Here is a 25,131-nt window from a genome sequence, read left to right on the forward strand (position 1 = left end):
AAAATCAAAGTAGCGGTCGGACTTAACTGTTGCGAGAATTACTCGGGAAGTCGACAATTTGCTCCTCATGGCTATACTAAGCCATTGATTATTAAAGATATTCTTGAACTCTCCGGCAAAAATGGGTACTCTTTCTTCTTTGGAGGGTCACCCCTCACTCAAAAAAGGAAGAACGTGCGTTCTGATTCCGAGTAGTCGCCATATTCCTGCTCCCCCCATTGGCCAGTTGCAATCCACAAATCCACTGGCCCCACTGGTTTAGCGGGAAAGGCCGGGCAAGACAAGGGACCTTTTGGCCTGCCAAACGGTCTGCCAAGCGCTCAACCAAGCCGCAAAATCAGATCCAGCCCGGTATCGCTAAACTCCGTCCCCTGCTGATGCCAACCAAAACCAGGGTTGGCCAGCACCAGTTGCGCCGTGCTGTAGCCCGCTTCACCGGTGAATCCACCGACTGCATACTCGGCGGCCAGCGCGCCGCCGATTGCCTGTCCTGCGCTGGCCGAGACCGCAAGCTCGGTACTGTCATTGGCAGGCGCCCAGGCGGCGGTTGATGCATCGATCGCCTGCCATTGCTCGAAATGCGCGACCAGTTCGTGGAAGTCGACGCTGCTGACCGTGGGCGGCGCCGCGCCGTTTGCGTCCGGGTGGATCAGTTGCAGCAGCGCCACGCTGCGGTGCTCCAGCGTCAGGAACCAGTCTTTCAGATTCAGCATGTCCGAGCCGCCCGTCAGCAAGTGCAGGTCATTGCCATTCTTTTTCAGCGCCAGCTCGCTGAACTGGATGCCGCCCAGCGACACGGTGTCATCCTGGCCCGCGCCGGCCAGCACGGTGTCTTGCCCATCGCCACGATTGAAGACGATGATGTCCGGCCCGCCGCCAGTATCGATGATGTCGTCCCCTGTCCCGCCGGCGAACAGTTCGGCGCCCATGCCGCCGTGAAGTGCGTCGTTGCCCGCGCCACCGGAAAGCAAGTTCTGCCCGCCGGTCATGCCCGCGGTGCCAGCGGTGCCGGTGTCGCGCAGAACGTCGGCGCCATCGCCGCCGACCAGCACGTCATTGCCGTTGCCGCCGGTCAGTGCGTCATCGCCGGCACCGCCATGGAGATAATCATTGTTATTGCCACCGGTGATGGTGTCGTTGCCTGCTTCGCCATGCAAGAAATTCGGCGCCGCGAAGGACGCCTTGAGCGTGTCATTCGCCGCTGTGCCCCGCGTAGTCAGCGGCTGCGCCAGCAATGCCGACTTGTCCCACACGCTGCCATCGGCGAATTCCAGGCGATTGATGCTGTCAGGATTAGCACCTTCCAGATAGCCCACCACCCGGACCGAGTCAGCGCCGCCGGCCAGGCGAATCACGAGGTCGCTGCCGGAGCGCTCGAAATTCAGGTCGGTTGACAGCACGTCGACCCATTGCAGCGTATCAATGTCGCCGCTGCTCTTTTCGCGCCAGCTGTTATCGATCACGTCTTCGCCATCGCCCCGGCGCAACACAATGGTGTCGCTGCCGTGGCTGGCGTACAGAAGGTCATTTCCCGTCCCGCCGATCAGGGTGTCGTTGCCGGCAAGCCCGTACACGGTGTCATTGCCGTGGCCGCCTTCAAGCCAGTCATGGCTCTCCGCCCCAACGATCCTGTCGTTGCCGTCACCCGCAAAAATCCGGTTGGGCGCACCACTGGAGCCGCGCAGGATGTCGTTGCCCGCCGTGCCGTAGAAAGGGATCGCCTGCGCCATCAATTGCGCCCGGCTCCACACGGTGCCATCGTCAAATACCAGCTGGTCCAGGCTGGCGGGACTGGTGCCGCCCAACATGCCGGTCACGCGGATCGAATCGGTACTGGCCGTGTTGCCGGCGCTGCCGTCGTCACTCTCGCCGAAACGGATCAACAGGTCGTTGCCGATCCGCTCAAAGCCAAGGTCGGATTGATCAATACCCGACAACTGCAGCGTATCGACGTCGCCGGCCTTCTTGTCGTAACCGGGATTGTCGATCGTGTCGCGGCCATCGCCGCGCCGGTAAATGATGCGGTCGCTCCCTGCGCCGCCATTGATCGTATCGACACCGGCTGCGCCACTCAAGGTGTCATTGCCGGCGTTGCCACGCAGCAGGTCGTTGCCGCTGCCGCCGTCCAGCAAATCGGCACTGCTTGCGCCATGAAGCGCGTCATTGCCGTCACCACCGTAGCTGATGTTGGGCCCACCTTCGTAACCCGCGATCGTGTCGTTGTTGGAACTACCGTAGTTCGGTATGGCCGGCGCCAGCAGTTGCGCCCGGCTCCAGAGCATGCCGTCGGCAAACACGATCTGGTCGATGCTGTTTGGATTTGCGCCGGCGAGCATGCCAGAGAACCGGATCGTGCCGCCGTCGTCGGCCACCCGGATCAGCAAGTCGGTGCCGATGCGCTCGAACGTCAAATCCGATGGCAACAGGTCGGGCAGTTGCAGCGTGTCGATGTCGCCAGCGCCACGATCAAACTGGCTGTTGTTGACCGTGTCGCTGCCATCGCCGCGCCGGTAGACCATGGTGTCGCTGCCCGCGCCGCTATTGAGCGTGTCATTGCCGGTGCCGCCGGCGAGCGTGTCGTGGCCCTTGAAACCGGTGAGGTTGTCATGGCCTGCGTCACCATTGAGCAGGTCGGCGCCGTTTGCACCGCGCAGGGTATCGTTGCCATTACCACCGAAGAAGGTGGCCGCGATGGCGTCGAAGCCACCGAAATTATCGTTGCCAGATGTGCCGAAGTTGGGCGCGGACCGGGCAATGGCCTGCAAGCTCGCCTGGTCCCATTGCACGCCATCGGCAAACAGCACGCGGTCGATCACTGCGCCTTTTTCGCCGAAGTAGGCGGCGACCGTCACGCTGTCGGCTTCACCACCACCCGTCTCGCTACCGGCCATATCACGGGAGCGAAATACCAGGTCCTTGCCACGGCCTTCGACAATGATGTCGGCCGCATTGCGGTCAGCGAAGTAGAGGGTATCGACATCGCCCATGCTCCTTTGGGCATAGGGACTGACAACGGTGTCATGGCCATCGCCGCGATGGAATACCAGGGTGTCGCTGCCATAGCCGCCATCGAGCGTGTCGGCGCCGGCACCGCCGGACAGCGTATCGTTTCCGGCCTCGGCATAGATCATGTCGTCGCCGGCCCTGGCGATCACTACGTCGTTGCCGTCGCGGGCACGGACGGTGTCGGCAAGGTCCGATGTCGCCAGCAGTTCGGCGGTGCTGTCGCCAGTCTGGCTGGCACGCCCCGAATTGGCCAGGCTGAGGACCCAGCTTGCGAGATCGTTCGTGTAAGCGCCCAGGTCGGGCGTGCCCTCGAGTTCGGCGATCACCGGCGCTGCCAGGTCCGGTCCGGTGTTTGCCGCACTGCGATGCCCGAGCACGCTCAGGAATTCAATCATGTCGACCACACCGCTGTCCCGGTGCTGCTGGATGGCTGAACGAAATGCAGCCGCCACACCGGTCAGGTCGAGAGCCGGGATACCGTCTGCCACGCTGACCTGGACCTGGTCGTAATACGGCTGCAGACGGGTCACCAGCAGCAGCGATTCATAAATATCGGCCTTGAGGCGTTCATACGCCCGCTCGACGTTTGCGATCTGGTTCGGCACCATACGAACCGACAGGTCGCCATCGCCGGCGCTCAGTGCGGTGAAGCGTGCACCGCCGCCGGTCGTGCCATAGGTAAAGCCCATGAAGCGCTCGACCACGCCAAGCTTGTCCAGGAAGGCGTCGCGCGCTGCCGGTGTGGCGGCCAGCGAAGGCAGGTCATAGGTGAGCGTCACGCCCTGGGCTGCCAGTGCTTCGGCCTGCATCTTCAACGACAGCATGTCGGAAGTATCGGCCCACTGGGCAATCAGATCGTCGAGCAGGGCCAACTGCCCGTCGCGGGTGCGCGCGATGGCATAGCCATGGAGCACCTCACCCAGTTCGGGCGACAGGCTGACCGCTTCGCGCAGGTCGCGCACGCGGCCGGAACCCTGCATGTCGGGCAAGACGCTGGCTTGGTCGGTGAGCGCAATCGTGTCGTCAAACTGCCGATGGAAGGTGTTGACGCCCAGTTCCAGGTTGGCGACATCGCCCATGGATTCGCCAGTGGTGCCAGCCCTGCCATCGGCCCACACGAAGCTGCCGGTGGCGGTCTGGAAATTGCCATTGCCCAGATTCGTCATGCTCGCACTGGCATTGACGTTGATCGCGACGATGCCGGCAACGCCGAGAGTGCTCAGCTCGCTGGACTGGCTTACGCCGTCCTGGTTCTGGTCGCGCCAGATGCGAAGACTGCCGAAGGCAGCGTCCTGCGCGTCAATGCGGCCGTCACCGTTGATGTCGAGCTCTTTCAGGGCATCGAAGCCGTCCGTCGCGAGTGTGCCGTTGTTCTTGATCGTGTTCACGCCAAACAGTTCGCGCCCGGAATCAACCATGCCATTGCGGTTACGATCAAACACGATCCAGCCGTCATCCGGCGCCAGCCAGCCGGTGCCGGCCTTGATGCCGTCGGCATCGTGATCGAACAGCACGACCGGGCCTGTCGTGGCGCTGGTGGTTTCCAGTCCATCGCCATCCAGGTCAATCGCCAGCGGATCCAGCCGCCTGGGGCCGACGGTGGCGTTGAGAGCCAGCGCGGCGGCGGCGTCACTCAACTGGCCAACCCATTGCTTGAACTGGTCGCCCCCGACCACGGCGCCGGCAAAGCCTGAAGCCAGCGTCAGCGCACCAGCGATGATCGCGCCGGCCGGACCGGTCAGGTACACCGGCGTCAGCGCTGCGCTGGCCAGCTTGGCCGCCAACAAGCCACCGGCCAGGCCCCCGAGGAATTCGGCCGACCAGTCCCTGACGAGTTCGAAGGCCTTGGCGGTGTCGCCCTCTGCGTGGGCGGCATTGGCCGCGCGCGCCACCAGGCCCAGCGCCAGAACGTCGCCCGCAATGCCCATGCGATCCAGCGCCTTGTACGCAGCGGCTTTCAGATCCAGGTCGCTGGAGTGGCGCAGTGTGTCCTCGTAGGACGAGCGGATTTCGCGCAGCACCTGGCTGCCTTCGATGTAGGTGCTGATGCGGTCGGGCGGAATGAGTTCGGCCATGCTGCGCATCGCCGTATGGATCACGGGGTCGGCGGCGGCGATGCCGGGGGTGCTGGCAAAGAAGTCGCGGGTGTCGACGCGGGGAACTTCGCCCACCTTCAGGATGTTTCCGTCGCTATCGACGGCAATCTTCAGATTGGCGCTCAATGCTTCGGATTGGGCGCGCACTGCTTCGAAAATCTGCGACTCGGGCCGAGCCCGCAGCGCTTCGGCGGGAATGCCGTCCACGTGCGTGATGTTGACGTTCGCGCGCATTGCCTGGACTTCGGCAGTTGCGAAGACACGCTCGGGATCTGCGCCTCCGACGAGCGTGCGCACTTCGCCGTGGGTCGAAGCAACGAAGCGGACTGCAGCGTCTTCCCAGACGCCGGCGATCCTGGTGCCGTCAGGATTTGTACCGCTGTAGAGGAAATTGTTGGCGGCGGTCTTTTCGGGACTCGCAAAATCTTTGACGTCAAAGTCCTCGACATCGACACCATGGGCTCGCGCTACGGCATTGCGGAACTCGGGCCTATCCAATAAAAGGCCGGCATCCGTTTTGTCTAAGACGCGAATATTTTCGCCGTTAGCCAGCATGCCCTTGACAACTTGGCCTCCTCTGACCCCCGGAGCAATATTTCCGCTGTAGAGAACGGTGACAGAACCGGTCGAGTTCGTCGCATCAACCTGCGCGACCAGCCTGCGCAGTGATTCCGGCGTTGCGAATTCCGTGGGACTGCTGAGCAACAGATCCAACGCTTGCTGCAATGCGAGGAAGGTCATGACACCTCCTTACCCACAATCAGCATCACATGCCAAGGTCTGTCGGGCTGGGACGCGTAGACTCCGATACCCCCCTTGCTCGCCTCCAGCGCCTCCTTCAGATCCCGGATGAGTTCACTCCGCCTTGCCTTCAATTCCGATGAGAGATACCCTGAACCATCCTCACTCCAATGCACGAGTTTGAAGGCTACAAGGCGGCTTCTCGGATCTACCGGCTCACCTTCACCGAACCGCTCGCCTTCAGCTTGCTGTGCTTCCTCTTTACTCAACCCCTCCAGGGTTAGCCAGATCAGCCGTCCTTTCCAATCGAACGTGTTGATCGTCTCTGAGCGAAACTCCTCCCTCCCGCGCGCGACTTGGCGAAAGTAGATGTCGCGTGCCCGGTCAATGGTCCATTGTGTCGATCCATTAAAGCCGAGGTACACCTTCTTGTTGATCTCCTCGATGTGATATTTCTTCACATCGTCCGCCGGGATGTACTCGTTCACGAATGGCATGAGGGCTTCCTTCAATGGGCAAGGGAGAGGCGAAATTTTTAGTGCCGGCGAGCGCAATCGAACGCGTCGTCAACGATGACGAAACGATGCCTGATGCCGTTGACGATCGGGCGGATGTTAATGATGTATTAGTGGCGTCCGTCGACAGAACGCGACAGTTGGAATTGGTCAGCGGCCGGCAAAGATGAAGCGACGCTGCCATCGCGTACGGGGATGCGTGAGACCGGTCGAGGCCATGCGAAAACCGCCTTTTTGGCCGCTTCTTCAGGACGACTCGGATCGAATTCGCTGCGTCGACTTGCGAGGCTAGTGTGCGCATTGATTCAGGTTGACGACCTGCGCAGGACTGCTCAGCAAAAAATCCAACGCTTGCTGGAATGTAAGGAAGGTCATGACACTTCCTTCCCTACAATCAGCGTCACATGGCACGGTCGGTCGGGCTGAGACGCGTAGACGCCCACACCGCCCTTACTCGCCTCCAACGCCTGCTTTAAATCCCGGATGATTTCGACCCGCTTTGCCTTTAGCTCCGGGGATAAGAAACTGAAATCGTCCTGCGTCCAATGCACAAGTCTGAAGCGAAGAAATCGACTTCTTGGATCCGCTGGATCTTCTTCACCAAACCGCTCTCCTTCAACTCTCCATGCTTCCTCTTTACTCAACCCCTTCAGGGTTACCCAGATCAGCCGTCCCTTCCAATAGAAGTGGTTGGTCGTGCGATAAAAAAAATCCTCACTCCCGCGCCAGACTTCCCGAAAGCAGATGTCACGCTCGCGGTCTATGGTCCACTGGGCCGATCCGCTAAAGCCGACCTGCACGTTCTTGCGGATCTCCTCGATGCGATATTTCTTCACGTCGTCCGGCGGGATGTACTCGTTCACGAATGGCATGAGGGCTTCCTTCAATGGGCAAGGGAGGCGCGAAATTCTTAGTACCGGCCAACGCGATCGACCCCGTCGTCAACGACGACGCGTTCAAATCCAATTCCTTGCGCCGACTTGTCAGGCCAGTGTGCGCATTGATTCAGGGGGGCGAACTACTTGGACTGGTCCGGTCATGACACCTTCGCCCCCACAATCAGCGTCACATGACATGGCAGATGTTTCCGGGTTGCTCGAACACCGATGCCGCCATGACTTGCCTCCAGCGCCTCCCTCAGATCCCGGATTATCTGGACTCGCATTGGCTGCAATTCCGAGGTAAGAAAGCCAAAGCCATCCTCGCTCCAATGCACCAGTTTGAAGGTGAGAGCGCTGCCTTTTGGATCTGCTGGCTCGTCCCCACCAAACCGTTCTCCTTCAGCTTGCTGAGCTGCCTCATTGTTCAGTCCATCCAGGGTTACCCAGATCAGCCGTTCCTTCCAAAAGAAGGTGTTGGTTGTCCGATAAAAATACTCCCCACTCCCGCGCTGGACCTCCCGAAAGTAAATGTTGCGTTCGCGGTCAATGGTCCAATGTGTCGATCCATTAAAGCCGGGGTACACCTTCCTGAAGATCTCCTCGATGCGATATTTCTTGACGTCGTCCGGCGGGATGTACTCGTTCACGAATGGCATGAGGTGTTCCTTCAAGAGGCAACGGAGGTGCGAAATTTTTAGCGTCGGCCAACGCGATCGAATGCGTCGTCGCCAATCCAGGCAGCAACGGTTGATGACATTAGCAATTGCGGCCCTCGCCGGATAGAGGGGCGCTTTCGCACAGATGGACTAAGAAGATTGAATTGCTCGATCACCAGACAGAATGGGCGGTGACGGGATGAGAAATCGTCGAAAATTGGCAACGATGCCTGATGTAGTCGAAGATCGGACTGGCGTTAATAATGTATTAGTAGCGCCTGTCGGTAGAAGGCGACAGTTGGCATTGGCCTGCGCTCGGCAAAAGTGACGCGGTGCTGACATGGCGTGCGGGAATGCGCGCAAATGCGTAGAACAAGCCGGAGAGGATTTGCAGGGAATTGGCGGACTGCGGATATCGCCAGATCTATGCGGGCCGTGCAAAAAAACAAAAAGCCTGCAATCTTGACGATTTGCAGGCTTGGAGATACTTCCGGTGGACTGTATTCCTCAGAACGGAATATCGTCATCCATGTCCGAAAAATTCGGCGCCGGGCGCGAAGCCGGGCGATTGGCCGCCGCCGCAGGCGCGGGAGCTGCCTGGCGCGACGGTGCGCCGCCGCCATAACTGCCCTCGTCCGCCGACATGCCGCCGCCTGCACCCTGGCGGCTGCCCAGCATCTGCATGCTGTCAGCCTTGATCTCGGTGGCGTATTTCTCGACGCCGTCCTTGTCGGTGTACTTGCGCGTGCGCAGGCTGCCTTCGATATAAACCTGCGAGCCTTTCTTCAGGTACTGCCCGGCGATTTCAGCCAGCTTGCCGAAAAACGAGATGCGGTGCCATTCGGTCTGTTCCTTCTTCTCGCCGGTGGTCTTGTCCTTCCACGTGTCCGTCGTCGCCACTGCGATGTTGGTCACGGCGTCGCCGCTGGGCATGTAGCGCGTCTCCGGGTCACGACCCAGGTTGCCGACGATGATTACCTTGTTTACCGATGCCATATTCTCTCCTTTACGCCGGGGTAGCCTGGGGCTGGCTCCGCCGCGGCAGATTCCTCATGTTGACGGCGATTATAAGCCAGGCCAGGGACAATACCGCGCCAAGAATGAACACGGTGGACGGGCCGGCGTTCTGCGTCAGCCAGCCCCCCAGTGCGCCGCCGCAGAACAGGCCCAGCGCCTGCAACGTGTTGTAGACACCCAGCGCAGCGCCACGGCCGGCGGCCGGCGCGATTCGCGACACCAGTGAAGGTTGCGACGCTTCCAGTACGTTGAATGCAATGAAAAACAGCAGCAGCATTGCCACCAGCACCCAGGCCGGCGTGCCGGCATTCCGGAACACCAGCCACATCGCGACCTGCACCAGCAGCAGCAAGCCGATCGCTGCCACGAAAACCTGTTTCATCGCTCCCTTCTTTTCGCCGACGAAAATTGGCGGCAGCATCAGCACGAATGAGGCGAGCACGACCGGCAGGTAGATCTTCCAGTGCTCTTGCAGAGGCAGCCCGGCATGGCTGATCAGGGCTGCGGGCATGACGACGAACATTGCCATTTGGGTCGCGTGCAGCGCAAACACGCCGTAATTCAGGCGCATCAGCTCCGGATCGCGCAGCACTTCGGTGAATGAAGCCGGCTTCTTTGGCAGGGGCGGCGCCTCCGGGGTGATATAGGCGACAACGAATATGCCGGTGATCGAAAGCGCTGCAATCAGGTAGAACATGCCCGACATGCCAATCAGGTCATAGAGCAGGGGCGCCGCCACCAGCGATCCGGCAAAGGTCAGTCCGATCGATCCGCCCACCATGGCCATGGCCTTGGTGCGGTGCTCGTCGCGCGTGGAATCGGCAATCAGGGCCGTGATGGCAGCCGAGATCGCACCGGCGCCCTGCACTGCCCGTCCGGCAATGACCCAATAGATGTTGTCGGCCAGCGCGCAGATCAGGGAGCCTATGGCGAACAGCAGCAGCCCGATGACGATGATGCGCTTGCGGCCGAAACGGTCGGATGCGGCACCGAGCGGTATCTGGCCGAAGGATTGGGTCAGGCCATAAATGCCCAGGGCCAGGCCGACCATCGTGGCGCTGTTGCCTCCGGGCAAACTTTTTGCGTGTACCGCAAATACCGGCAGGATCAGGAACAAGCCGAGCATGCGCAGCGCGAAGATCGACGCGAGCGACGCGCTGGCGCGTATCTCGACTGGCGTCATGCGCGAAACCGGGGGGGAGGAAGGAGTGGATGCCATGGTGTCGACGCTTGTCGTCCAACAGTCGCGTAACGACCGCTTTTAAAACCCGCTATAGTAGCAGGTTGGTCCATTTACCCGGCACGCGCCCTGACTTCACCGTACGCGTGCCTTTCGCGAAAGCAGTCATGGAAGAAATTCGAATCCGGGGTGCGCGTACGCACAATCTCAAGAACATCAATCTTGACCTGCCACGCAACAAACTGATTGTCATCACCGGTCTTTCCGGCTCGGGGAAATCCTCGCTCGCATTCGATACCTTGTATGCAGAAGGACAACGCCGCTACGTCGAGTCGCTGTCAGCTTATGCCCGCCAGTTCCTGCAGTTGATGGAGAAGCCCGATGTGGACCTGATCGAGGGCTTGTCGCCCGCGATTTCCATCGAGCAAAAAGCAACCTCGCATAACCCGCGCTCGACAGTCGGCACCGTCACCGAAATACACGACTACCTGCGGCTGCTTTACGCCCGGGTCGGCACGCCCTACTGTCCCAACCATCCCGAGCATCCGCTGGCAGCGCAGTCGGTGTCGCAAATGGTCGATGCGGTACTGCAGTTGCCGGAGGACACGCGGCTGATGATCCTGGCGCCGGTGGTGGCCAACCGCAAGGGCGAGCATGTCGATCTGTTCGAACAGATGCAGTCGCAGGGTTTCGTCCGCTTCCGCGTGCAGAGCGGCACCGGCAAAGCGCGCATCGTCGAGGCCGACGACCTGCCCAAGCTGAAGAAAACCGAGAAGCACACGATCGACGTGGTGGTCGACCGGGTGAAGGTGAAGGCCGACATCAAGCAGCGCCTCGCCGAAAGCTTCGAAACCGCGCTGCGCCTGGCCGACGGCCGGGCGATCGCGCAGGAAATGGACAGCGGCACCGAGCATGTGTATTCCAGCAAGTTTGCCTGCGCGATCTGCGGCTATTCCTTGCAGGAGCTGGAGCCACGCCTGTTCTCGTTCAACAACCCGATGGGCGCCTGCCCGGAATGCGACGGGCTCGGCCATATCGAATTCTTCGATCCGAAGCGCATCGTCGCCTTCCCCAACCTTTCCCTCGCCTCGGGCGCGGTGAAGGGCTGGGACCGCCGCAACCAGTTTTATTTCCAGATGTTGTCCGCGCTGGGCGCCTTCTACGAGTTCGACCTGGACACCCCTTTCGAGAAGCTGGACGAGAAATCGCAGCAGGTGATCCTGGCCGGCTCGGGCAAGCAGGCGATTCCCTTCACCTACCTGAACGAGCGCGGCCGCGCTGTCGTGCGCGAACACACTTTCGAAGGCATTGTTCCCAACCTGCAGCGGCGCTACCGGGAAACCGACTCGATGGCGGTCAAGGAAGAACTGGCCAAGTTCATCAGTGAAAAAGCCTGCCCGGCCTGCGAAGGTACCCGCCTGCGGATCGAAGCGCGCTACGTCAAGGTCGGCAACGGCGACCAGGAGCGCGCGATCTACGAGGTGGCCGCGACGCCATTGCGCCAGACGCTGGCGTTCTTCGAGAACCTGACCCTGACCGGCTCCCGGCGCGAGATCGCCGACCGCATCATCAAGGAGATCGTGTCGCGGCTGCGATTCCTGAACAATGTCGGCCTTGACTATCTCTCGCTCGATCGCAGCGCCGACACCCTGTCGGGCGGGGAATCGCAGCGCATCAGGCTGGCATCGCAGATCGGCTCCGGCCTGACCGGCGTGATGTATGTGCTGGACGAGCCGTCGATCGGGCTGCACCAGCGCGACAACGACCGCCTGATCGACACACTCAAGCACCTGCGCGACATCGGCAATAGCGTGCTGGTCGTGGAGCATGATGAAGATGCGATCCGCAGCGCCGACTACATCGTCGACATGGGGCTGGGCGCGGGCGTGCATGGCGGCGAAGTGATCGCCGAAGGAACCTTGCCGGAAATACTGAAGAACAAGAAGTCGCTGACGGCGCAGTACCTGAACGGCAACTTCCAGATCAAGGTGCCGAAGAAACGCACGGCGCCGGATCCGAAACGGCAACTGGTCATCACCGGCGCATCCGGCAACAACCTGAAGTCGGTCGACTTCCATTTGCCGGTGGGCCTGCTGACCTGCGTGACCGGCGTTTCCGGCTCCGGCAAGTCGACACTGGTCAACGATACGCTGTACCTGAGCGCATCGCGCCACCTGTACGGCTCGCATGCCGAGCCGTCGGCGCATGAATCGGTTTCGGGGATCGAACACTTCGACAAGGTGATCGCGGTGGACCAGGCGCCGATCGGCCGCACCCCGCGCTCCAATCCCGCCACTTACACCGGCGTCTTCACGCCGATCCGGGACCTGTTCTCGACCGTGCCTGTGGCCAAGGAACGCGGCTACTCGGCCGGCCGGTTCTCGTTCAACGTCAAGGGCGGACGCTGCGAAGCCTGCCAGGGCGATGGCGTGCTGAAGGTCGAGATGCATTTCCTGCCGGATGTCTACGTCCCCTGCGACGTGTGCCACGGCAAGCGCTACAACCGCGAGACGCTGGAAGTCCTGTACAAGGGCAAGAACATCACCGAAGTGCTGGAACTGACCGTGGAGGACGCGCACGAGTTCTTCAAGCCGGTTCCCGTGATTGCCCGCAAGCTGCAGACGCTGCTTGACGTCGGCCTTGGCTACATCAGGCTCGGCCAGAGCGCGACGACCTTGTCCGGCGGCGAGGCGCAGCGCGTGAAACTCTCGCTGGAATTGTCCAAGCGCGACACCGGGCGCACGCTGTATATCCTGGACGAGCCGACCACCGGCCTGCATTTCCACGACATCGACCTGCTGCTGAAGGTGATCCACCGGCTGCGCGACCAGGGCAATACCGTCGTCATCATCGAACACAACCTGGACGTCATCAAGACTGCGGACTGGGTGGTCGACATGGGGCCGGAGGGCGGCGCAGGCGGTGGCCAGATCATCGCCGAAGGCACGCCGGAAGCAATCGCCGAGGCCTCTGCCAGCTTCACGGGGAAATATCTCGGGCCATTGCTGAGCAAGAAAAAATGACGGCGGCCCGCCTCGTCATCACGGGCATGGTCCAGGGCGTCGGCTACCGGGCTTCGTTTGCCCGCGAGGCGCTCAGCCTGCAACTTGACGGGTGGGTCCGCAACCGCAGCGATGGCGCGGTCGAGGCCCTGGTCGCCGGCGAGCAGCATGCGATCGACGCCATCATCGGCTGGTCTCGCAAGGGGCCGCCTGCGGCATGCGTGATCGGCGTTTCCGTGACCCGGGAAGACGTGCAGCTTGCACCGGGCTTTCGCATCGCTGCCGGCGGCTGACGCCGCTGGCGCGACCTGCCGCCGTCAGGCGCCGAGCAGGCGTGCTTCGGCCCTGGCAATTCCTTCGGTATCGCCGCGCAGAACCACGATGTCGCCCGCTTCGAGAACCGTGGCGGACATCACCGCGATCCTGTTCTTCCCCCGTCGTATCGCGGTGACTTCAGCGCCCAGTTCGTGCAATTTCAACTCGCTCAATGGCCGGCCGGCGGCGCGCGCGCGCTCGCCCAGCGACACCGAGTGCAAGCGCAGGTTCAGGTGGTCGCCCTCGTCAGTATGACTGGTGCTTCCGTGGAAATAGCCGCGCAGCGATGCATAGCGCTCGCCGCGCGCGGCCTGCACCCGATGCACCACTTTGCGCAGCGGCACGCCGAGCAACAGCAGGGCATGTGAAGCCAGCATCAGGCTGCCCTCGATCGCTTCGGGCACGACCTCGGCCGCGCCGCCTGCCAGCAATTTCTCGATATCGGTGTCGTCGTAGCTGCGAACAATGACGGGGACACCCGGCGCGATTTCGTGCGCGTGATGCAGCAGCTTGAGCGCAGATGGCGTATCCGCGTAAGTGATGACCAGCACAGCGGCCCGATTGATGCCGGCCGCCACCAGGCTCTCACGCCGCGAGGCGTCGCCGTAGGATACCGAGGCGCCGGCCGCCCGGGCTTCATGCACCCGCTCCGGGTCGAGATCCAGGGCCTGGTAGCCGATCCCCTCCTCCTCCAGCAGTTTTGCCAGGCTCTGGCCGCTGCGGCCAAACCCGGCAACGATCACATGCCCCTGGACGTTCATGGTTCTTGCCGCAATCTGCGTCAGCGCCACCGACTGCATCATCCACTCGTTGGCGGACAGCTTGAGGGCAATGGCGTCCATCTTGTTGATGATGAACGGCGCCAGCAGCATCGACAGCACCATGGAGGCAAGGATCAGCTGGATCAGGAATGGATCGACCAGTTTCAGGCCGCCAGCCTGGTTGAGCAACACGAAGCCGAACTCTCCGGCCTGGGCCAATCCAAGCCCGGTCCGGATCGCCACGCCAGCGGTGGCGCCAAAGGCGCGGGCCAGCAGTGCGATCAGCCCGAACTTCAGCAGCAGCGGAATCACCAGCAGCAGCAGGACCAGCCACCAGTTCTCCAGCACTAGCCGGATGTTGAGCAGCATGCCGATGGTGATGAAAAACAGGCCCAGCAGGACGTCGCGGAACGGCTTGATGTCCTCTTCGACCTGGTGCCGGTATTCGGTCTCGGAAATCAGCATCCCCGCCACGAATGCGCCCAGCGCAAGGGACAGGCCCGCCATTTCGGTAATCCATGCCGCGCCGAGCGTGATCAGCAGCAGGTTCAGCATGAACAGTTCCTGCGAACGTCGCTGTACGACGATCCTGAACCAGCCGCGCAACAGGCGCTGGCCGAAGAAGAGCAGGACAATCAGCACGGCAACCGCCTTCGCCCCCGCCCACATCAGGGTCGGCCCGATATCTGCCGGCGCCGCCAGCGCCGGAACCAGGATCAGCAGCGGCACCAGTGCCAGGTCCTGGAACAGCAGCACGCTGATGATGCGCCGGCCATGTTCGCTTTCCAGTTCCAGCCTCTCGGTCAGCAGCTTGGAGACAATGGCGGTGGACGACATTGCGAGCGCACCGCCGAGCGCAAAGCCGGCGCGCCAGTCAATATTGAAATAATCCGGCAACACGGCCGAAGCCAGCCAACCGATACCGAGTGCCGCGGCGATGGTCACCACGACTTGGGCGAGCCCGAGTCCGAAAACCGCCCTCCGCATCGCCATCAGCTTGGGCAGGGAGAATTCCAGCCCGATCGAGAACATCAGGAAGACAACACCGAACTCGGCCAGCCGATGGGTAGTCTCGCTATCCTCGGCCAGGCCGAGTGCGTGTGGACCGATCAGTATTCCGACCGACAGGTAGCCCAGCATGGGTGGCAGGTGCAACATCCGGAACACCACCACGCCCAGTACGGCGGCACCCAGCAATATCAGTGTGAGTTCTAGCGTGGAGAACAAGAAAAATCCTGTAAAGGTGGTCCGTGGACGAGCGGCTTTGCGACCGCTCAAGCAGCAAAATAAGCTCTGGCAGGTTTTTTGCTTTTCTTATTCGTTTATACTGCGTTCATGAGTGTAAACCATGAAAGTCCGCAATCCCTCGCTTTTACTCCTGAGCAAGCGAACCGGGCGCTGAAGCTTGCGCGCGACACCCTCCTGATCGAATCAGAAGCGATCGCAGCGGCGGAGCGGCGCCTGCTGTCCGCAGCCGGCCCTGCATTCACCCGCGCGCTCGAACTCCTGCTCGCCTGCCGCGGCCGCGTGGTGGTGTCCGGGATGGGTAAATCCGGCCACATTGCGCGGAAGATAGCAGCGACACTGTCCTCGACCGGCACGCCGGCCATGTTCGTCCATCCGGGCGAAGCCGCGCACGGCGACCTCGGCATGGTCACCGAAACCGACGTATTCATCTCGATCTCCTATTCCGGCGAGAGCGCGGAATTGCTGGCAATCGTGCCCGTCATCAAGCGCATGGGCGCCAGCATGATTGCCATGACCGGCAACAGCAGTTCCAGCCTGGCCGAACTGGCGGACGTGCACATCGACATTGCCGTCGAAAAAGAAGCCTGTCCGCTGAACCTGGCCCCTACCGCCAGCACCACGGTCACGCTCGCGCTTGGCGACGCCATCGCGGTCGCCCTGCTTGACGCCCGCGGGTTCCGGGAGGAGGACTTCGCCCGCTCGCACCCCGGTGGCGCGCTGGGACGCAAGCTGCTGACCCATGTGCGCGACGTGATGCGCACCGGCGATGCGATTCCTGCGGTTCTCAGGGAGGTTCCGCTGACAACCGCCCTGCTCGAAGTGACGCGAAAAGGCATGGCCATGACGGCTGTGGTGGACCAATCGTTCCATCCGGTTGGCATCTTTACCGACGGCGACCTGCGCCGCATGCTGGAAACAAAGCAGGACCTGACCGGAATCACGGTCGACAACCTGATGCACCCCAACCCGCGCTTCGTGCGCCCCGGCCAGCTGGCAGTCGAAGCCGTGGAGATCATGGAGCAGTTCCGCATCAACCAGTTGCTGGTGGTCGACGATGCGGGCGTGCTGGTGGGCGCGCTCCATATCCACGACCTGACCCGGGCCAAGGTGATCTGATGCATGCCGACACAATCCAGCCGGAACTGATGGCGCGGGCACGTGCTGTGCGGCTGATGATTTTCGATGTCGATGGCGTCCTGACTGACGGCAGCCTGCATTACGGACCGGATGGCGAACTGATCAAGACCTTCAACGTGCTGGACGGCCTAGGCATCAAGCTGTTGCAGCAGGCAGGCATTGCAACGGCAATCATTACCGCGCGCAAGTCGGCCAACGTCGCGCGCAGGGCGGCGGACCTCGGCATTGCCCACCTTTACCAGGGCGTTCATGACAAATTTGCCGCCTTCAACGAGTTGCTGCTGCAGCTTGGCATCGGACCTGAGGCCGCCGGATTCATCGGTGATGACATCATCGACCTGCCGATCCTGCGGCGCGCCGGGTTTGCTGCCAGCGTGCCCAACGGCCACCCCGAGGTGCGAAGCCGGGTTCACTACGTGACGAGCGCCGGCGGCGGCAAAGGCGCAGCGCGGGAAACCTGCGACCTGATCCTGCGCGCCCAGGGCCGCTACGAGGACATCCTTTCGGCATACCTGCAATGACGACGGCGACACATTCCATCAGCCGGTTTGGCATGGTCACCCTGCTCGTGCTGACCACCGTTCTGGTGCTGGTCAGTTTCTGGGTGCTGGAAGTGATGCGTCGCTCCGCCGAGGACAGCGGTCCGCAGGCAAAGCGGATCGACCCGGATTATTTCGTGGAAACATTCACCTTCCTTCGGCTGTCGCAGGCAGGCGGAGCGCGTTACAGCATTTCGGGCAAGCGGCTGGAACACAATCCGGTCGACGACACGCATCATATCCAGCTGCCCGAAGTGAACAGCTTCAGCGACGAACGGCCTCCGGTGAAATCCACCGCGCAACGAGGCATCGTCACCGCGGACAACAGCAAGGTGCATCTGTACGACGACGTCCATGTCGACCGGCCCGCGTCAGGGCAATCCAGACACTTTCACCTGAATTCGGACTACCTGCTGGTATTGGTCGACGAAGACATTGTCCGGACCGACAAGCCGGTTGAAATAACGCTCGGCAAATCCGTGCTGCGCGGCACCGGCATGGTGGCCAACAATGCCACCCGGCAGCTGCAACTTGGCAACGCCGTGCAAGCCACTTTCGCTTCACCTGAGCGTTCCCGCTGAGCCGGGCTTTCGAGGAAGAAGGAAGAATGACAAACCGATATTTCCTGTCCCTGCTGACACTGCTGGCACTGTCCCAGCCAGTGCTGGCAGAAAAGGCGGACCAGGACAAGCCAACCAATGTCGAGGCCAACCAGATGGCCTATGACGACGTCAAGCAGATCAACACGTTCACCGGCAACGTGGTCCTTACCCGTGGCTCGCTCGTGATGAATGCCGAGAAGATGGTGGTGGTGCAGGATCCGGCCGGCTACCAGTACGCGACCCTGTATGCCCCGAAGGGCGGCTTTGCCACGTTCCGGCAGAAGCGCGACGGCGGCCCCGATCTCTGGATGGAGGCGCAAGCGGCCGATCGCATCGAATACGACGGCAAGACCGAAGTAGCGAAGCTGTTTTCGCGCGCCCGTATCCGCCTGCTCGAAGGCAAGAAAATCACCGACGAGGTCGAGGGTGATTTCATCTCCTACGACAGCAAGACGGAGTTCTACAAGGTCAACAACACGGCTTCGGGTGAAAGCAAGCCCGGCGCCGGCCGCATCCGGGCAACGATACAGCCGCGCCTTGAAAACCGGAGCAAGTGAAATGGCAAGCAGGCTGGCCGTCAATGGGCTGCAAAAAAGTTATGGCGCGCGCCAGGTGGTGCGCGACGTCTCGCTCGAAGTCCACAGCGGCGAGGTGATCGGACTGCTCGGCCCGAACGGCGCGGGCAAGACCACGTCGTTCTACATGATCGTGGGCCTGGTTCCCTGCGATGCCGGCGAGATCGAACTGGACGGGGTAAATATCTCCCACATGCCGATCCATCGGCGCGCCGTGCTCGGCTTGTCCTACCTGCCGCAGGAAGCGTCCGTGTTTCGCAAGCTGAGCGTGGAAGACAATATTCGCGCCGTGCTTGAACTGCAACAGGAAGACGGGCGGCCACTCAGCAAGGTCCGCATCAACGAGAAGCTCGACGAGCTGCTTGCAGAACTGCAGATCGAAAAGCTGCGCGAAAACGCAGCCCTGTCCCTGTCCGGCGGCGAACGGCGCCGGGTCGAAATTGCCCGGGCACTTGCCACGAATCCTCGCTTCATCCTGCTCGACGAGCCCTTCGCCGGCGTCGATCCGATTGCCGTGATCGAGATCCAGCGCATTGTCCGCTTCCTGAAAGAGCGCGGTATTGGCGTGCTGATCACGGACCACAATGTGCGCGAGACGCTGGGAATTTGCGATCGGGCATACATCATCAACCAGGGCGCCGTGCTGGCAAGCGGCAGTCCGGATGACATCATCGCCAACGAGTCCGTGCGACGCGTTTATCTGGGTGAGCATTTCCGGATGTGACGGATCAGACCCAATGAAACAATCGCTTCAATTACGCGTATCGCAGCACCTGGCTCTAACGCCGCAACTTCAGCAGTCGATTCGACTGTTGCAGCTGTCCACCCTGGAACTGCATCAGGAACTGGAACAGATCCTCGCCGACAATCCGATGCTCGAGCGGCTTGATGATCCGCTGGATAATTCCGTCCGCTTGCTGGCCGACGGCGCCGTATCGACCCTGGCGTCCACGCCAGCCTCGCCGGAATCGGCTGCCGAAAGCAATGAACGCAGCGAGAGCGCGGAACCGGAGGCCAGCTACGAGGGCTCGGACAGCGCCGAAAATACGGCGCCGGCAGAGTCCGACTGGAGCTTTGACGACGTTGCACGCACCTCGAAGGCGCCCGAGGACGACGATGCGCGTCCACAGTTGGAAGCGCATCAGACCACGCTGCGCGAGCATTTGCTGGAACAGATGCGCGTCACCGTGCGTAACCAGCGCGACCGTGCCTTGGTCGAACTGATCATTGATGCGATCAACGACAACGGCTATCTGGAAGAGCCCCTGGAGGAGATACATCAGCGGCTGCCGGAAGAACTGGAAATCGAATTCGACGAACTGTCCATGGCGCTGAAGCTGATACAAAGCTTCGAGCCCGCTGGAGTGGGAGCGCGCAATGCATCCGAATGCCTGGCGCTCCAGATCCGGCGATTCCCGAAGGTTGCTCTCGTCACGCGGCGCATGGCATTGCGCATCGTCGAAGACTACTTGACGCTGTTCGCACAGCGCGACTTCAACAAACTGAAAAAAGCGCTGGACTGCGATGACGAGGATTTGCGCGAGGCGCAAGTCGTCATCCGGCAGTGCAACCCCCATCCCGGCAGCGCGTTTGCCACCGACGCTTCAGATTTCGTCGTGCCCGACGTAATTGTTAAACGCTCCCGTAACGGCTGGCAGGTGTCGCTCAATCGCGAAGTGATGCCCCGGCTGCGCGTCAATGCGCTGTACGCCAGCATACTCAAGCAAAGCAAAGGCGAGGGATCGCTGGGTTCACAATTGCAGGAAGCAAAATGGCTCATCAAGAATATGCGCCAGCGCTTCGACACCATTCTTCGCGTGGCACAGGCAATCGTTGATCGCCAGCGCAATTTTTTCTCGCATGGCGCGGTCGCCATGCGGCCACTTGTGTTGCGCGAGATAGCTGATACACTGGGTTTGCATGAGAGCACGATCTCACGCGTCACGACGCAGAAGTACATGCTGACGCCACACGGCGTGTTCGAGCTGAAGTATTTTTTCGGCAGTCACGTCGCAACGGAAGCGGGCGGCGAAGCATCATCTACTGCGATCAGGGCGCTCATCAAACAACTCATCGGAGCGGAGGATACCCGGAACCCATTCTCGGATAGCAAAATCGCAGAGATGCTGGCGGAACAGGGAATGGTGGTGGCCCGCCGCACAGTCGCAAAATATCGCGAAGCTCTCAAGATACCCCCGGTCAATCTGCGCAAATCGCTATAGTAGTTGTAGTAGTTGTAGTCGCTGAATATGTACTGAAGTCACTGAAGTCTTGTCACACCAGTTGCTGCGTGCTGCGTGGCAGAGGCCTGCGCCGTACCTCCGGCAACATATTCTTAGGAGCGGTCTATGAATCTCACTATCAGTGGACATCATCTCGAACTGACCCCGGCATTGCGCGAATATGTGCAAACCAAGCTGGAACGCATCAAGCGTCATTTCGACCACGTGATCGATGTGGTCGTCATCCTGACGGTCGAGAAACTTACTGAGAAAGAGAAGCGACAGAAGGCTGAAATCAATCTCCATCTACGAGGCAAGGACCTGCATGTTGAAAGCTTCGCGCAGGATCTGTATGCCGCAATCGATAGCCTGATCGACAAGCTGGACCGGGCGGTCATCAAATACAAGACCAAGCTGCAGGACCACCAGCATGCCGCGCTCAAGCACATCTCGGGCGAGCCGGAAAATGAGGAAGCGGCTCCCGGCTGAACAGGGACGCATTGCTACTGAAGGGGGGCGCCGCGGCGCCCTTTTATTTTGCCCGCCACCACCGTCATTGAAGTGACATCGCCAGTTCCGGAATGAGGATTGTGGATTGCGGATTGAGGATCGGGTGCGAGGCCGGTACACTGCATCGCTATCCTCAACTGCCGCAAGCACGCATGAACCCCCACGTAATTTCAAGCACAACCGGCGGCGTCGGCATCCTGACGCTGAACCGGCCCGAGGCGCTCAATGCGCTCTCGCTCGACATGATCCGCGCCATCACACAAGCGCTGCGCAACTGGCGCGACGATGACAGCATCGACCTGGTCCTGTTACGCAGCAGCAGCGAGCGCGCATTCTGCGCCGGCGGCGATATCCGCTTTTTCCATCGCGTCGCCAGCGGCGGCCCGCGCGATGGAAGCGCGCTGCTGGAAGATTTTTTTACCGAAGAATACTGGCTCAACCATCTGATCCACACCTACCCCAAGCCTACCGTCGCCCTGATGGACGGGATAGTGATGGGGGGCGGCATGGGAATCAGCCAGGGCGCGAGCATGCGGATCGTGACGGAACGAACCCGGATGGGCATGCCGGAAGTCAGCATAGGACTGTTTCCGGACGTGGGCGGCGGCTACTTCCTGTCCCGCGCGGCGCGTCGCACCGGCCATGACCTGGCGTTGACGGGCCGTGTCATCGATGCGGCCGATGCGCTGTATGCCGGACTGGCGGATCGCGCAGTGCGGTCCACCGCACTGGCCGGCATCGTCGATGTCCTGGCACGGGCAAAGCCAGGCAAGCGCCTGGACGCGCTCGCGCAGCATCTTGATCAGCCGGACGCAAAGATTGAATGCGCAACCGGGGTCTTCGGGAACAACATCGACGCGCTTGAACATCATTTTTCCCATGATGACCTGCCGTCCATCCTGGCGTCCTTGCGAGCGGACGACGGCGACTACGCCCGCACGGCAATTGAATTGATGGCGCAGCGGTCCCCGCTGATGATGTGCGTCACGCTCGAACAATTGCGGCGCGCGCAGGACATGAGCGTTGCCCAATGCCTGCGCATGGAGCGCACCATGATCCGGAGGAGTTTCGAGGGGACTGAGGTGCTGGAAGGAATCCGTTCACGCGTCATCGACAAGGACCATGCGCCGCGCTGGCAGCATGACAGCGCGGCCGGCGTGCAGCCCGAAGCCATCGCGCGCTATTTCGTTCCTGCGTGGCCGGACTACGCGCATCCGCTGCGCGAGCTGGACTGAGGCGGCCGGCGAGAATCCTGGCAGCCTGTCAGGCCTCGTCGACCGTGAACAGGCGGCGATATTCGCGCATCGCATAGCGGTCGGTCATGCCGGCGATGTAGTCGGCAATCTTGCGCGCCTGTTGCTCGCGTGTCGCATCGGTGAGCTGGTAATCCGGTGGCAGCAGATTCGGCTCGCCGAGGAATGCCTCGAACAGTTCGCGCACGATGCGGCGCGCCTTGCTGGTCATCCGGTTCACCTGATAGTGCTGGTACAGGTTGGCACGCAGGAAGCGCTTGAGCACCAGCGCTTCCGCCTCCATCCCCTCGGAAAATGTAATCATGGCTGGCGCGTCGCGCACGTCATCGAGGGTCTGGGGCCGGACCTCGGCTATCCTCGCGCTGGATGCGTCGATCAGGTCGACGATCAGTGCATTGATCATCCGGCGCACCGTTTCATTGATAAGCCGCCGGCCGGAAATTCCCGGGAAGGCCTGTTCCACTTCAACGCGATGCCGGGCGAACAGATCGACGTCCTCCAGCTGCTTCAGCTGCAGCAGGCCCGATCGCAATCCGTCGTCGATGTCATGATTGTTGTACGCAATCTCGTCAGCGAGATTGGCAAGCTGCGCCTCGAGTGAGGGCCGCCGGTTGAGCAGGAAGCGCTGGCCCACAGGACCGAGTTTGCGCGCGTTGGGGGCTGAACAATGCTTGAGCACGCCTTCGCGGGTTTCGAACATCAGGTTCAGGCCGTCGAAGCCACCATAGCGTTCTTCCAGCGCATCGACCACGCGCAGGCTTTGCAGGTTGTGCTCGAAGCCGCCGTAGTCTTTCATGCAGGCATTGAGCGCCTCCTGGCCGGCATGGCCGAAGGGGGTATGCCCGAGGTCATGGGCCAGCGAGATGGCCTCCACCAGGTCCTCGTTCAGGCGCAGGTTGCGCGCGATCGAACGGGCAATCTGCGCTACCTCGATGCTGTGCGTGAGCCGGGTACGGAACAGGTCGCCTTCATGATTGACGAAAACTTGGGTCTTGTATTCGAGCCTGCGAAAGGCCGATGAGTGGACAATCCGGTCGCGGTCGCGCTGGAATTCAGAGCGCGACGCCGACGGCGCTTCCCGCCAGGTCCGGCCGGGCGAGGTATCAGACCTTGCTGCGTAACTGGCGAGTTGCGCTTCCGGATTCATTCTGGTCGGGTACAGTCCCTGAGCGTAGCGATCAATGCTTCCTGGGGCACGGTGGTGATCAGCGGCGTTCCCAGCGGCTTGAGCAGGATGAAGCGGATCTCGCCGCCTTCATTCTTCTTGTCCACTTCCATCAGTTCCAGCCAGCGCGACTCGCCCAGGTCCGGCGCAGTGACCGGCAGGCCGGCTTTGCGCACCAGCGCCTTCACGCGGTCACGGCTGCCGGCATCCAGATAGCCGAGACGATGCGACAGGTCGGCTGCCATCACCATTCCGCAGCCCACTGCTTCGCCATGCAGCCAGTTGCCGTAGCCAAGTCCGGACTCGATGGCGTGGCCGAATGTATGCCCGAAATTCAGCACCGCGCGCAGGCCGCTCTCGCGCTCGTCCTGGCGCACGACCTCGGCCTTGATCTCGCAGGAGCGCTTGATCGCATAAGCCAGCGCTTCCGGGTCCCGCTCCATCAGGCGGCCGATATTGGCTTCGATCCAGTCAAAAAACGGCACGTCAATGATCGCGCCATGCTTGATGACTTCGGCCAGGCCTGCCGACAGTTCGCGCGCAGGCAAGGTGTTGAGCGTGGTCGTGTCCGCAATGACTGCCTGCGGCTGGTAGAACGCGCCGATCATGTTCTTGCCCAAGGCATGATTGATGGCCGTCTTCCCACCCACCGACGAATCGACCTGCGACAGCAAGGTCGTCGGTATCTGCACGAACGGTATGCCGCGCATGTAGGTGGCTGCGGCGAAGCCGGCCATGTCGCCGATGACGCCGCCGCCAAGAGCAAGCAGCGTGGTCTTGCGGTCGCATTTTTCCCCCAGCAGAACATCGTAGATTCGCATCAGGTTCGGCCAGCTCTTTTCCTCCTCGCCATCCGGCAGGATGACCTCGATCACGCTCTTGCCCGCTGCTTTCAGAGTCGACTTCAAGCGTTCCAGATAAAGTGGGGCGACCACCGTATTGGTCACGATCGCGGCCCGCGGACCCTTCACCGCGGCCTCAATGCCGGCCACATCATCCAGCAGGGACTGGCCGATAGTGATCGGGTAGCTGCGCTCCCCCAGGTCAACCGTCAGGGCGATGGTGGCAGGAACGGCTTGGCTTTCAGGTGCGGCGGCAGGATTCATCAGGTTCGGGGATGATTGAGTGGGTGCGGCATCGTCGCAAGGACGGCCCGTGCGGCCTTCGCGGGCGTCAAGCTGCTGCAGGATCGACTGTACCAGCGATTGGACATTCGGGCGGCCGGTATCGACCGTCATGTGAGCGACCTCGCGGTACAACGGTTCACGTTGGACCGCGAGCTCCTCCAGCCGCTTGCGCGGGTCGGCGGTCTGTAACAGCGGGCGGTTGCGGTCATGGCCGGTGCGTTGCAGGATGCTGTTGACGCTCGCCCGCAGCCAGATCACGGTTCCCCGCGTTTTCAGGAATTCGCGGCTGGCGGCATTCAGGACTGCGCCGCCGCCGGTTGCCAGCACGATGCCATCCTGTTGCGTGAGATCGCGTATGACGTCCGCTTCGCGCTGGCGGAAGCTTTCCTCTCCTTCAATCTCGAAGATCAGCGGGATGGTCGCGCCAGTGCGCGCCTCGATTTCGTGGTCGGAGTCCACGAACCGGAGGTCGAGCTTGCGCGCCAGTGCGCGGCCGACGGTGGTCTTCCCAGACCCCATCAGCCCTACCAGGAAGATATTGCGGGACACGTTTTGTGCGCCCCCGGCAGCCGCCGGGGGTTTG

The 25,131-nt window shown here is 61.5% G+C and carries 19 protein-coding genes; 10 read left to right on the forward strand and 9 right to left on the reverse strand.

Annotated elements, in window-relative coordinates:
* Nucleotides 1-320 precede the first annotated feature (320 nt).
* From FVE66_RS19630 to FVE66_RS19655, 6 genes are all read right to left on the reverse strand, one after another.
* Nucleotides 321-5,600, reverse strand: a complete 5,280-nt coding sequence (locus FVE66_RS19630; protein WP_161993349.1) for a calcium-binding protein — start codon at nucleotides 5,598-5,600, stop codon at nucleotides 321-323.
* A 239-nt stretch (nucleotides 5,601-5,839) separates the two neighbouring features.
* Entirely contained in the window at nucleotides 5,840-6,340 is a 501-nt protein-coding gene (locus FVE66_RS19635) for a hypothetical protein (protein ID WP_151449183.1), read from the reverse strand.
* Between the two features lie 389 nt (nucleotides 6,341-6,729).
* Nucleotides 6,730-7,230: a hypothetical protein gene (locus tag FVE66_RS19640; protein ID WP_151449184.1), complete on the reverse strand. Its 501-nt coding sequence runs from the start codon at nucleotides 7,228-7,230 to the stop codon at nucleotides 6,730-6,732.
* A 164-nt stretch (nucleotides 7,231-7,394) separates the two neighbouring features.
* The gene (locus FVE66_RS19645) at nucleotides 7,395-7,895 is read right to left on the reverse strand and encodes a hypothetical protein (RefSeq protein WP_151449185.1); all 501 of its coding nucleotides are present in this window, start codon (nucleotides 7,893-7,895) and stop codon (nucleotides 7,395-7,397) included.
* A gap of 507 nt (nucleotides 7,896-8,402) precedes the next feature.
* Complete coding sequence (ssb, locus tag FVE66_RS19650) at nucleotides 8,403-8,891, reverse strand: single-stranded DNA-binding protein (protein WP_151449186.1); 489 nt, start codon at nucleotides 8,889-8,891, stop codon at nucleotides 8,403-8,405.
* Nucleotides 8,892-8,901: 10 nt separating this feature from the next.
* Nucleotides 8,902-10,095, reverse strand: coding sequence for an MFS transporter (locus FVE66_RS19655; RefSeq protein WP_151449248.1), 1,194 nt, complete (start codon nucleotides 10,093-10,095; stop codon nucleotides 8,902-8,904).
* Between the two features lie 164 nt (nucleotides 10,096-10,259).
* Between FVE66_RS19655 and uvrA the strand changes: the two genes are divergently transcribed.
* The gene (gene uvrA / locus FVE66_RS19660) at nucleotides 10,260-13,115 is read left to right on the forward strand and encodes an excinuclease ABC subunit UvrA (RefSeq protein ID WP_151449187.1); all 2,856 of its coding nucleotides are present in this window, start codon (nucleotides 10,260-10,262) and stop codon (nucleotides 13,113-13,115) included.
* Nucleotides 13,112-13,387: an acylphosphatase gene (locus FVE66_RS19665; protein ID WP_151449188.1), complete on the forward strand. Its 276-nt coding sequence runs from the start codon at nucleotides 13,112-13,114 to the stop codon at nucleotides 13,385-13,387. The genes uvrA and FVE66_RS19665 overlap by 4 nt, the downstream gene beginning before the upstream one ends.
* A 24-nt stretch (nucleotides 13,388-13,411) precedes the next feature.
* Here FVE66_RS19665 and FVE66_RS19670 read toward each other — a convergent pair whose 3' ends face one another.
* Nucleotides 13,412-15,397, reverse strand: a complete 1,986-nt coding sequence (locus tag FVE66_RS19670; RefSeq protein ID WP_151449189.1) for a monovalent cation:proton antiporter family protein — start codon at nucleotides 15,395-15,397, stop codon at nucleotides 13,412-13,414.
* Between the two features lie 108 nt (nucleotides 15,398-15,505).
* Here FVE66_RS19670 and FVE66_RS19675 point away from each other — a divergent pair, with 108 nt between their 5' ends.
* From FVE66_RS19675 to FVE66_RS19710, 8 genes are all read left to right on the forward strand, one after another.
* Nucleotides 15,506-16,534, forward strand: coding sequence for a KpsF/GutQ family sugar-phosphate isomerase (locus FVE66_RS19675; protein WP_151449190.1), 1,029 nt, complete (start codon nucleotides 15,506-15,508; stop codon nucleotides 16,532-16,534).
* On the forward strand, nucleotides 16,534-17,076 hold the full coding sequence (locus tag FVE66_RS19680; protein ID WP_241673299.1) for a KdsC family phosphatase: 543 nt from the start codon (nucleotides 16,534-16,536) through the stop codon (nucleotides 17,074-17,076). The genes FVE66_RS19675 and FVE66_RS19680 overlap by 1 nt, the downstream gene beginning before the upstream one ends.
* Entirely contained in the window at nucleotides 17,073-17,675 is a 603-nt protein-coding gene (gene lptC / locus FVE66_RS19685; protein ID WP_151449191.1) for an LPS export ABC transporter periplasmic protein LptC, read from the forward strand. Before FVE66_RS19680 ends, lptC begins: the two co-directional genes overlap by 4 nt.
* Nucleotides 17,676-17,701: 26 nt before the next feature.
* Entirely contained in the window at nucleotides 17,702-18,253 is a 552-nt protein-coding gene (lptA, locus tag FVE66_RS19690) for a lipopolysaccharide transport periplasmic protein LptA (RefSeq protein ID WP_151449192.1), read from the forward strand.
* 1 nt (nucleotide 18,254) lies between these two features.
* Nucleotides 18,255-18,995, forward strand: coding sequence for an LPS export ABC transporter ATP-binding protein (gene lptB / locus FVE66_RS19695; RefSeq protein ID WP_151449193.1), 741 nt, complete (start codon nucleotides 18,255-18,257; stop codon nucleotides 18,993-18,995).
* A gap of 13 nt (nucleotides 18,996-19,008) precedes the next feature.
* A complete protein-coding gene (locus FVE66_RS19700; protein WP_151449194.1) occupies nucleotides 19,009-20,493 on the forward strand; it encodes an RNA polymerase factor sigma-54 in 1,485 nt (494 codons plus the stop codon).
* Between the two features lie 126 nt (nucleotides 20,494-20,619).
* Complete coding sequence (gene hpf, locus FVE66_RS19705) at nucleotides 20,620-20,982, forward strand: ribosome hibernation-promoting factor, HPF/YfiA family (RefSeq protein WP_151449195.1); 363 nt, start codon at nucleotides 20,620-20,622, stop codon at nucleotides 20,980-20,982.
* A 173-nt stretch (nucleotides 20,983-21,155) separates the two neighbouring features.
* Nucleotides 21,156-22,238 carry an enoyl-CoA hydratase/isomerase family protein gene (locus FVE66_RS19710; protein WP_151449196.1) on the forward strand — a complete coding sequence of 361 codons (1,083 nt, stop codon included), beginning with the start codon at nucleotides 21,156-21,158 and terminating at the stop codon, nucleotides 22,236-22,238.
* Between the two features lie 28 nt (nucleotides 22,239-22,266).
* On the opposite strand, the gene FVE66_RS19715 is transcribed toward FVE66_RS19710, so the two are convergent.
* Entirely contained in the window at nucleotides 22,267-23,403 is a 1,137-nt protein-coding gene (locus FVE66_RS19715; RefSeq protein WP_151449197.1) for a deoxyguanosinetriphosphate triphosphohydrolase, read from the reverse strand.
* Complete coding sequence (gene aroKB, locus FVE66_RS19720) at nucleotides 23,400-25,067, reverse strand: bifunctional shikimate kinase/3-dehydroquinate synthase AroKB (RefSeq protein WP_241673300.1); 1,668 nt, start codon at nucleotides 25,065-25,067, stop codon at nucleotides 23,400-23,402. Before aroKB ends, FVE66_RS19715 begins: the two co-directional genes overlap by 4 nt.
* Between the last annotated feature and the right edge of the window lie 64 nt (nucleotides 25,068-25,131).

Source organism: Lacisediminimonas profundi, from assembly GCF_008831265.1.
In the GTDB taxonomy this organism is placed as follows: Bacteria; Pseudomonadota; Gammaproteobacteria; order Burkholderiales; family Burkholderiaceae_D; genus Lacisediminimonas; species Lacisediminimonas profundi.

Bases quoted from the DNA above. Each gene is read 5' to 3' on its own strand.
- FVE66_RS19675 (WP_151449190.1), top strand. From the start codon at position 15,506: ATGAGTGTAAACCATGAAAGTCCGCAATCCCTCGCTTTTACTCCTGAG.
- uvrA (WP_151449187.1), top strand. From the start codon at position 10,260: ATGGAAGAAATTCGAATCCGGGGTGCGCGTACGCACAATCTCAAGAAC.
- FVE66_RS19700 (WP_151449194.1), top strand. From the start codon at position 19,009: ATGAAACAATCGCTTCAATTACGCGTATCGCAGCACCTGGCTCTAACG.
- lptB (WP_151449193.1), top strand. From the start codon at position 18,255: ATGGCAAGCAGGCTGGCCGTCAATGGGCTGCAAAAAAGTTATGGCGCG.
- FVE66_RS19715 (WP_151449197.1), bottom strand. From the start codon at position 23,403: ATGAATCCGGAAGCGCAACTCGCCAGTTACGCAGCAAGGTCTGATACC.
- aroKB (WP_241673300.1), bottom strand. From the start codon at position 25,067: ATGGGGTCTGGGAAGACCACCGTCGGCCGCGCACTGGCGCGCAAGCTC.
- FVE66_RS19640 (WP_151449184.1), bottom strand. From the start codon at position 7,230: ATGCCATTCGTGAACGAGTACATCCCGCCGGACGACGTGAAGAAATAT.
- hpf (WP_151449195.1), top strand. From the start codon at position 20,620: ATGAATCTCACTATCAGTGGACATCATCTCGAACTGACCCCGGCATTG.
- ssb (WP_151449186.1), bottom strand. From the start codon at position 8,891: ATGGCATCGGTAAACAAGGTAATCATCGTCGGCAACCTGGGTCGTGAC.
- FVE66_RS19645 (WP_151449185.1), bottom strand. From the start codon at position 7,895: ATGCCATTCGTGAACGAGTACATCCCGCCGGACGACGTCAAGAAATAT.
- lptC (WP_151449191.1), top strand. From the start codon at position 17,073: ATGACGACGGCGACACATTCCATCAGCCGGTTTGGCATGGTCACCCTG.
- FVE66_RS19655 (WP_151449248.1), bottom strand. From the start codon at position 10,095: ATGACGCCAGTCGAGATACGCGCCAGCGCGTCGCTCGCGTCGATCTTC.
- FVE66_RS19665 (WP_151449188.1), top strand. From the start codon at position 13,112: ATGACGGCGGCCCGCCTCGTCATCACGGGCATGGTCCAGGGCGTCGGC.
- lptA (WP_151449192.1), top strand. From the start codon at position 17,702: ATGACAAACCGATATTTCCTGTCCCTGCTGACACTGCTGGCACTGTCC.
- FVE66_RS19710 (WP_151449196.1), top strand. From the start codon at position 21,156: ATGAACCCCCACGTAATTTCAAGCACAACCGGCGGCGTCGGCATCCTG.
- FVE66_RS19680 (WP_241673299.1), top strand. From the start codon at position 16,534: ATGCATGCCGACACAATCCAGCCGGAACTGATGGCGCGGGCACGTGCT.
- FVE66_RS19635 (WP_151449183.1), bottom strand. From the start codon at position 6,340: ATGCCATTCGTGAACGAGTACATCCCGGCGGACGATGTGAAGAAATAT.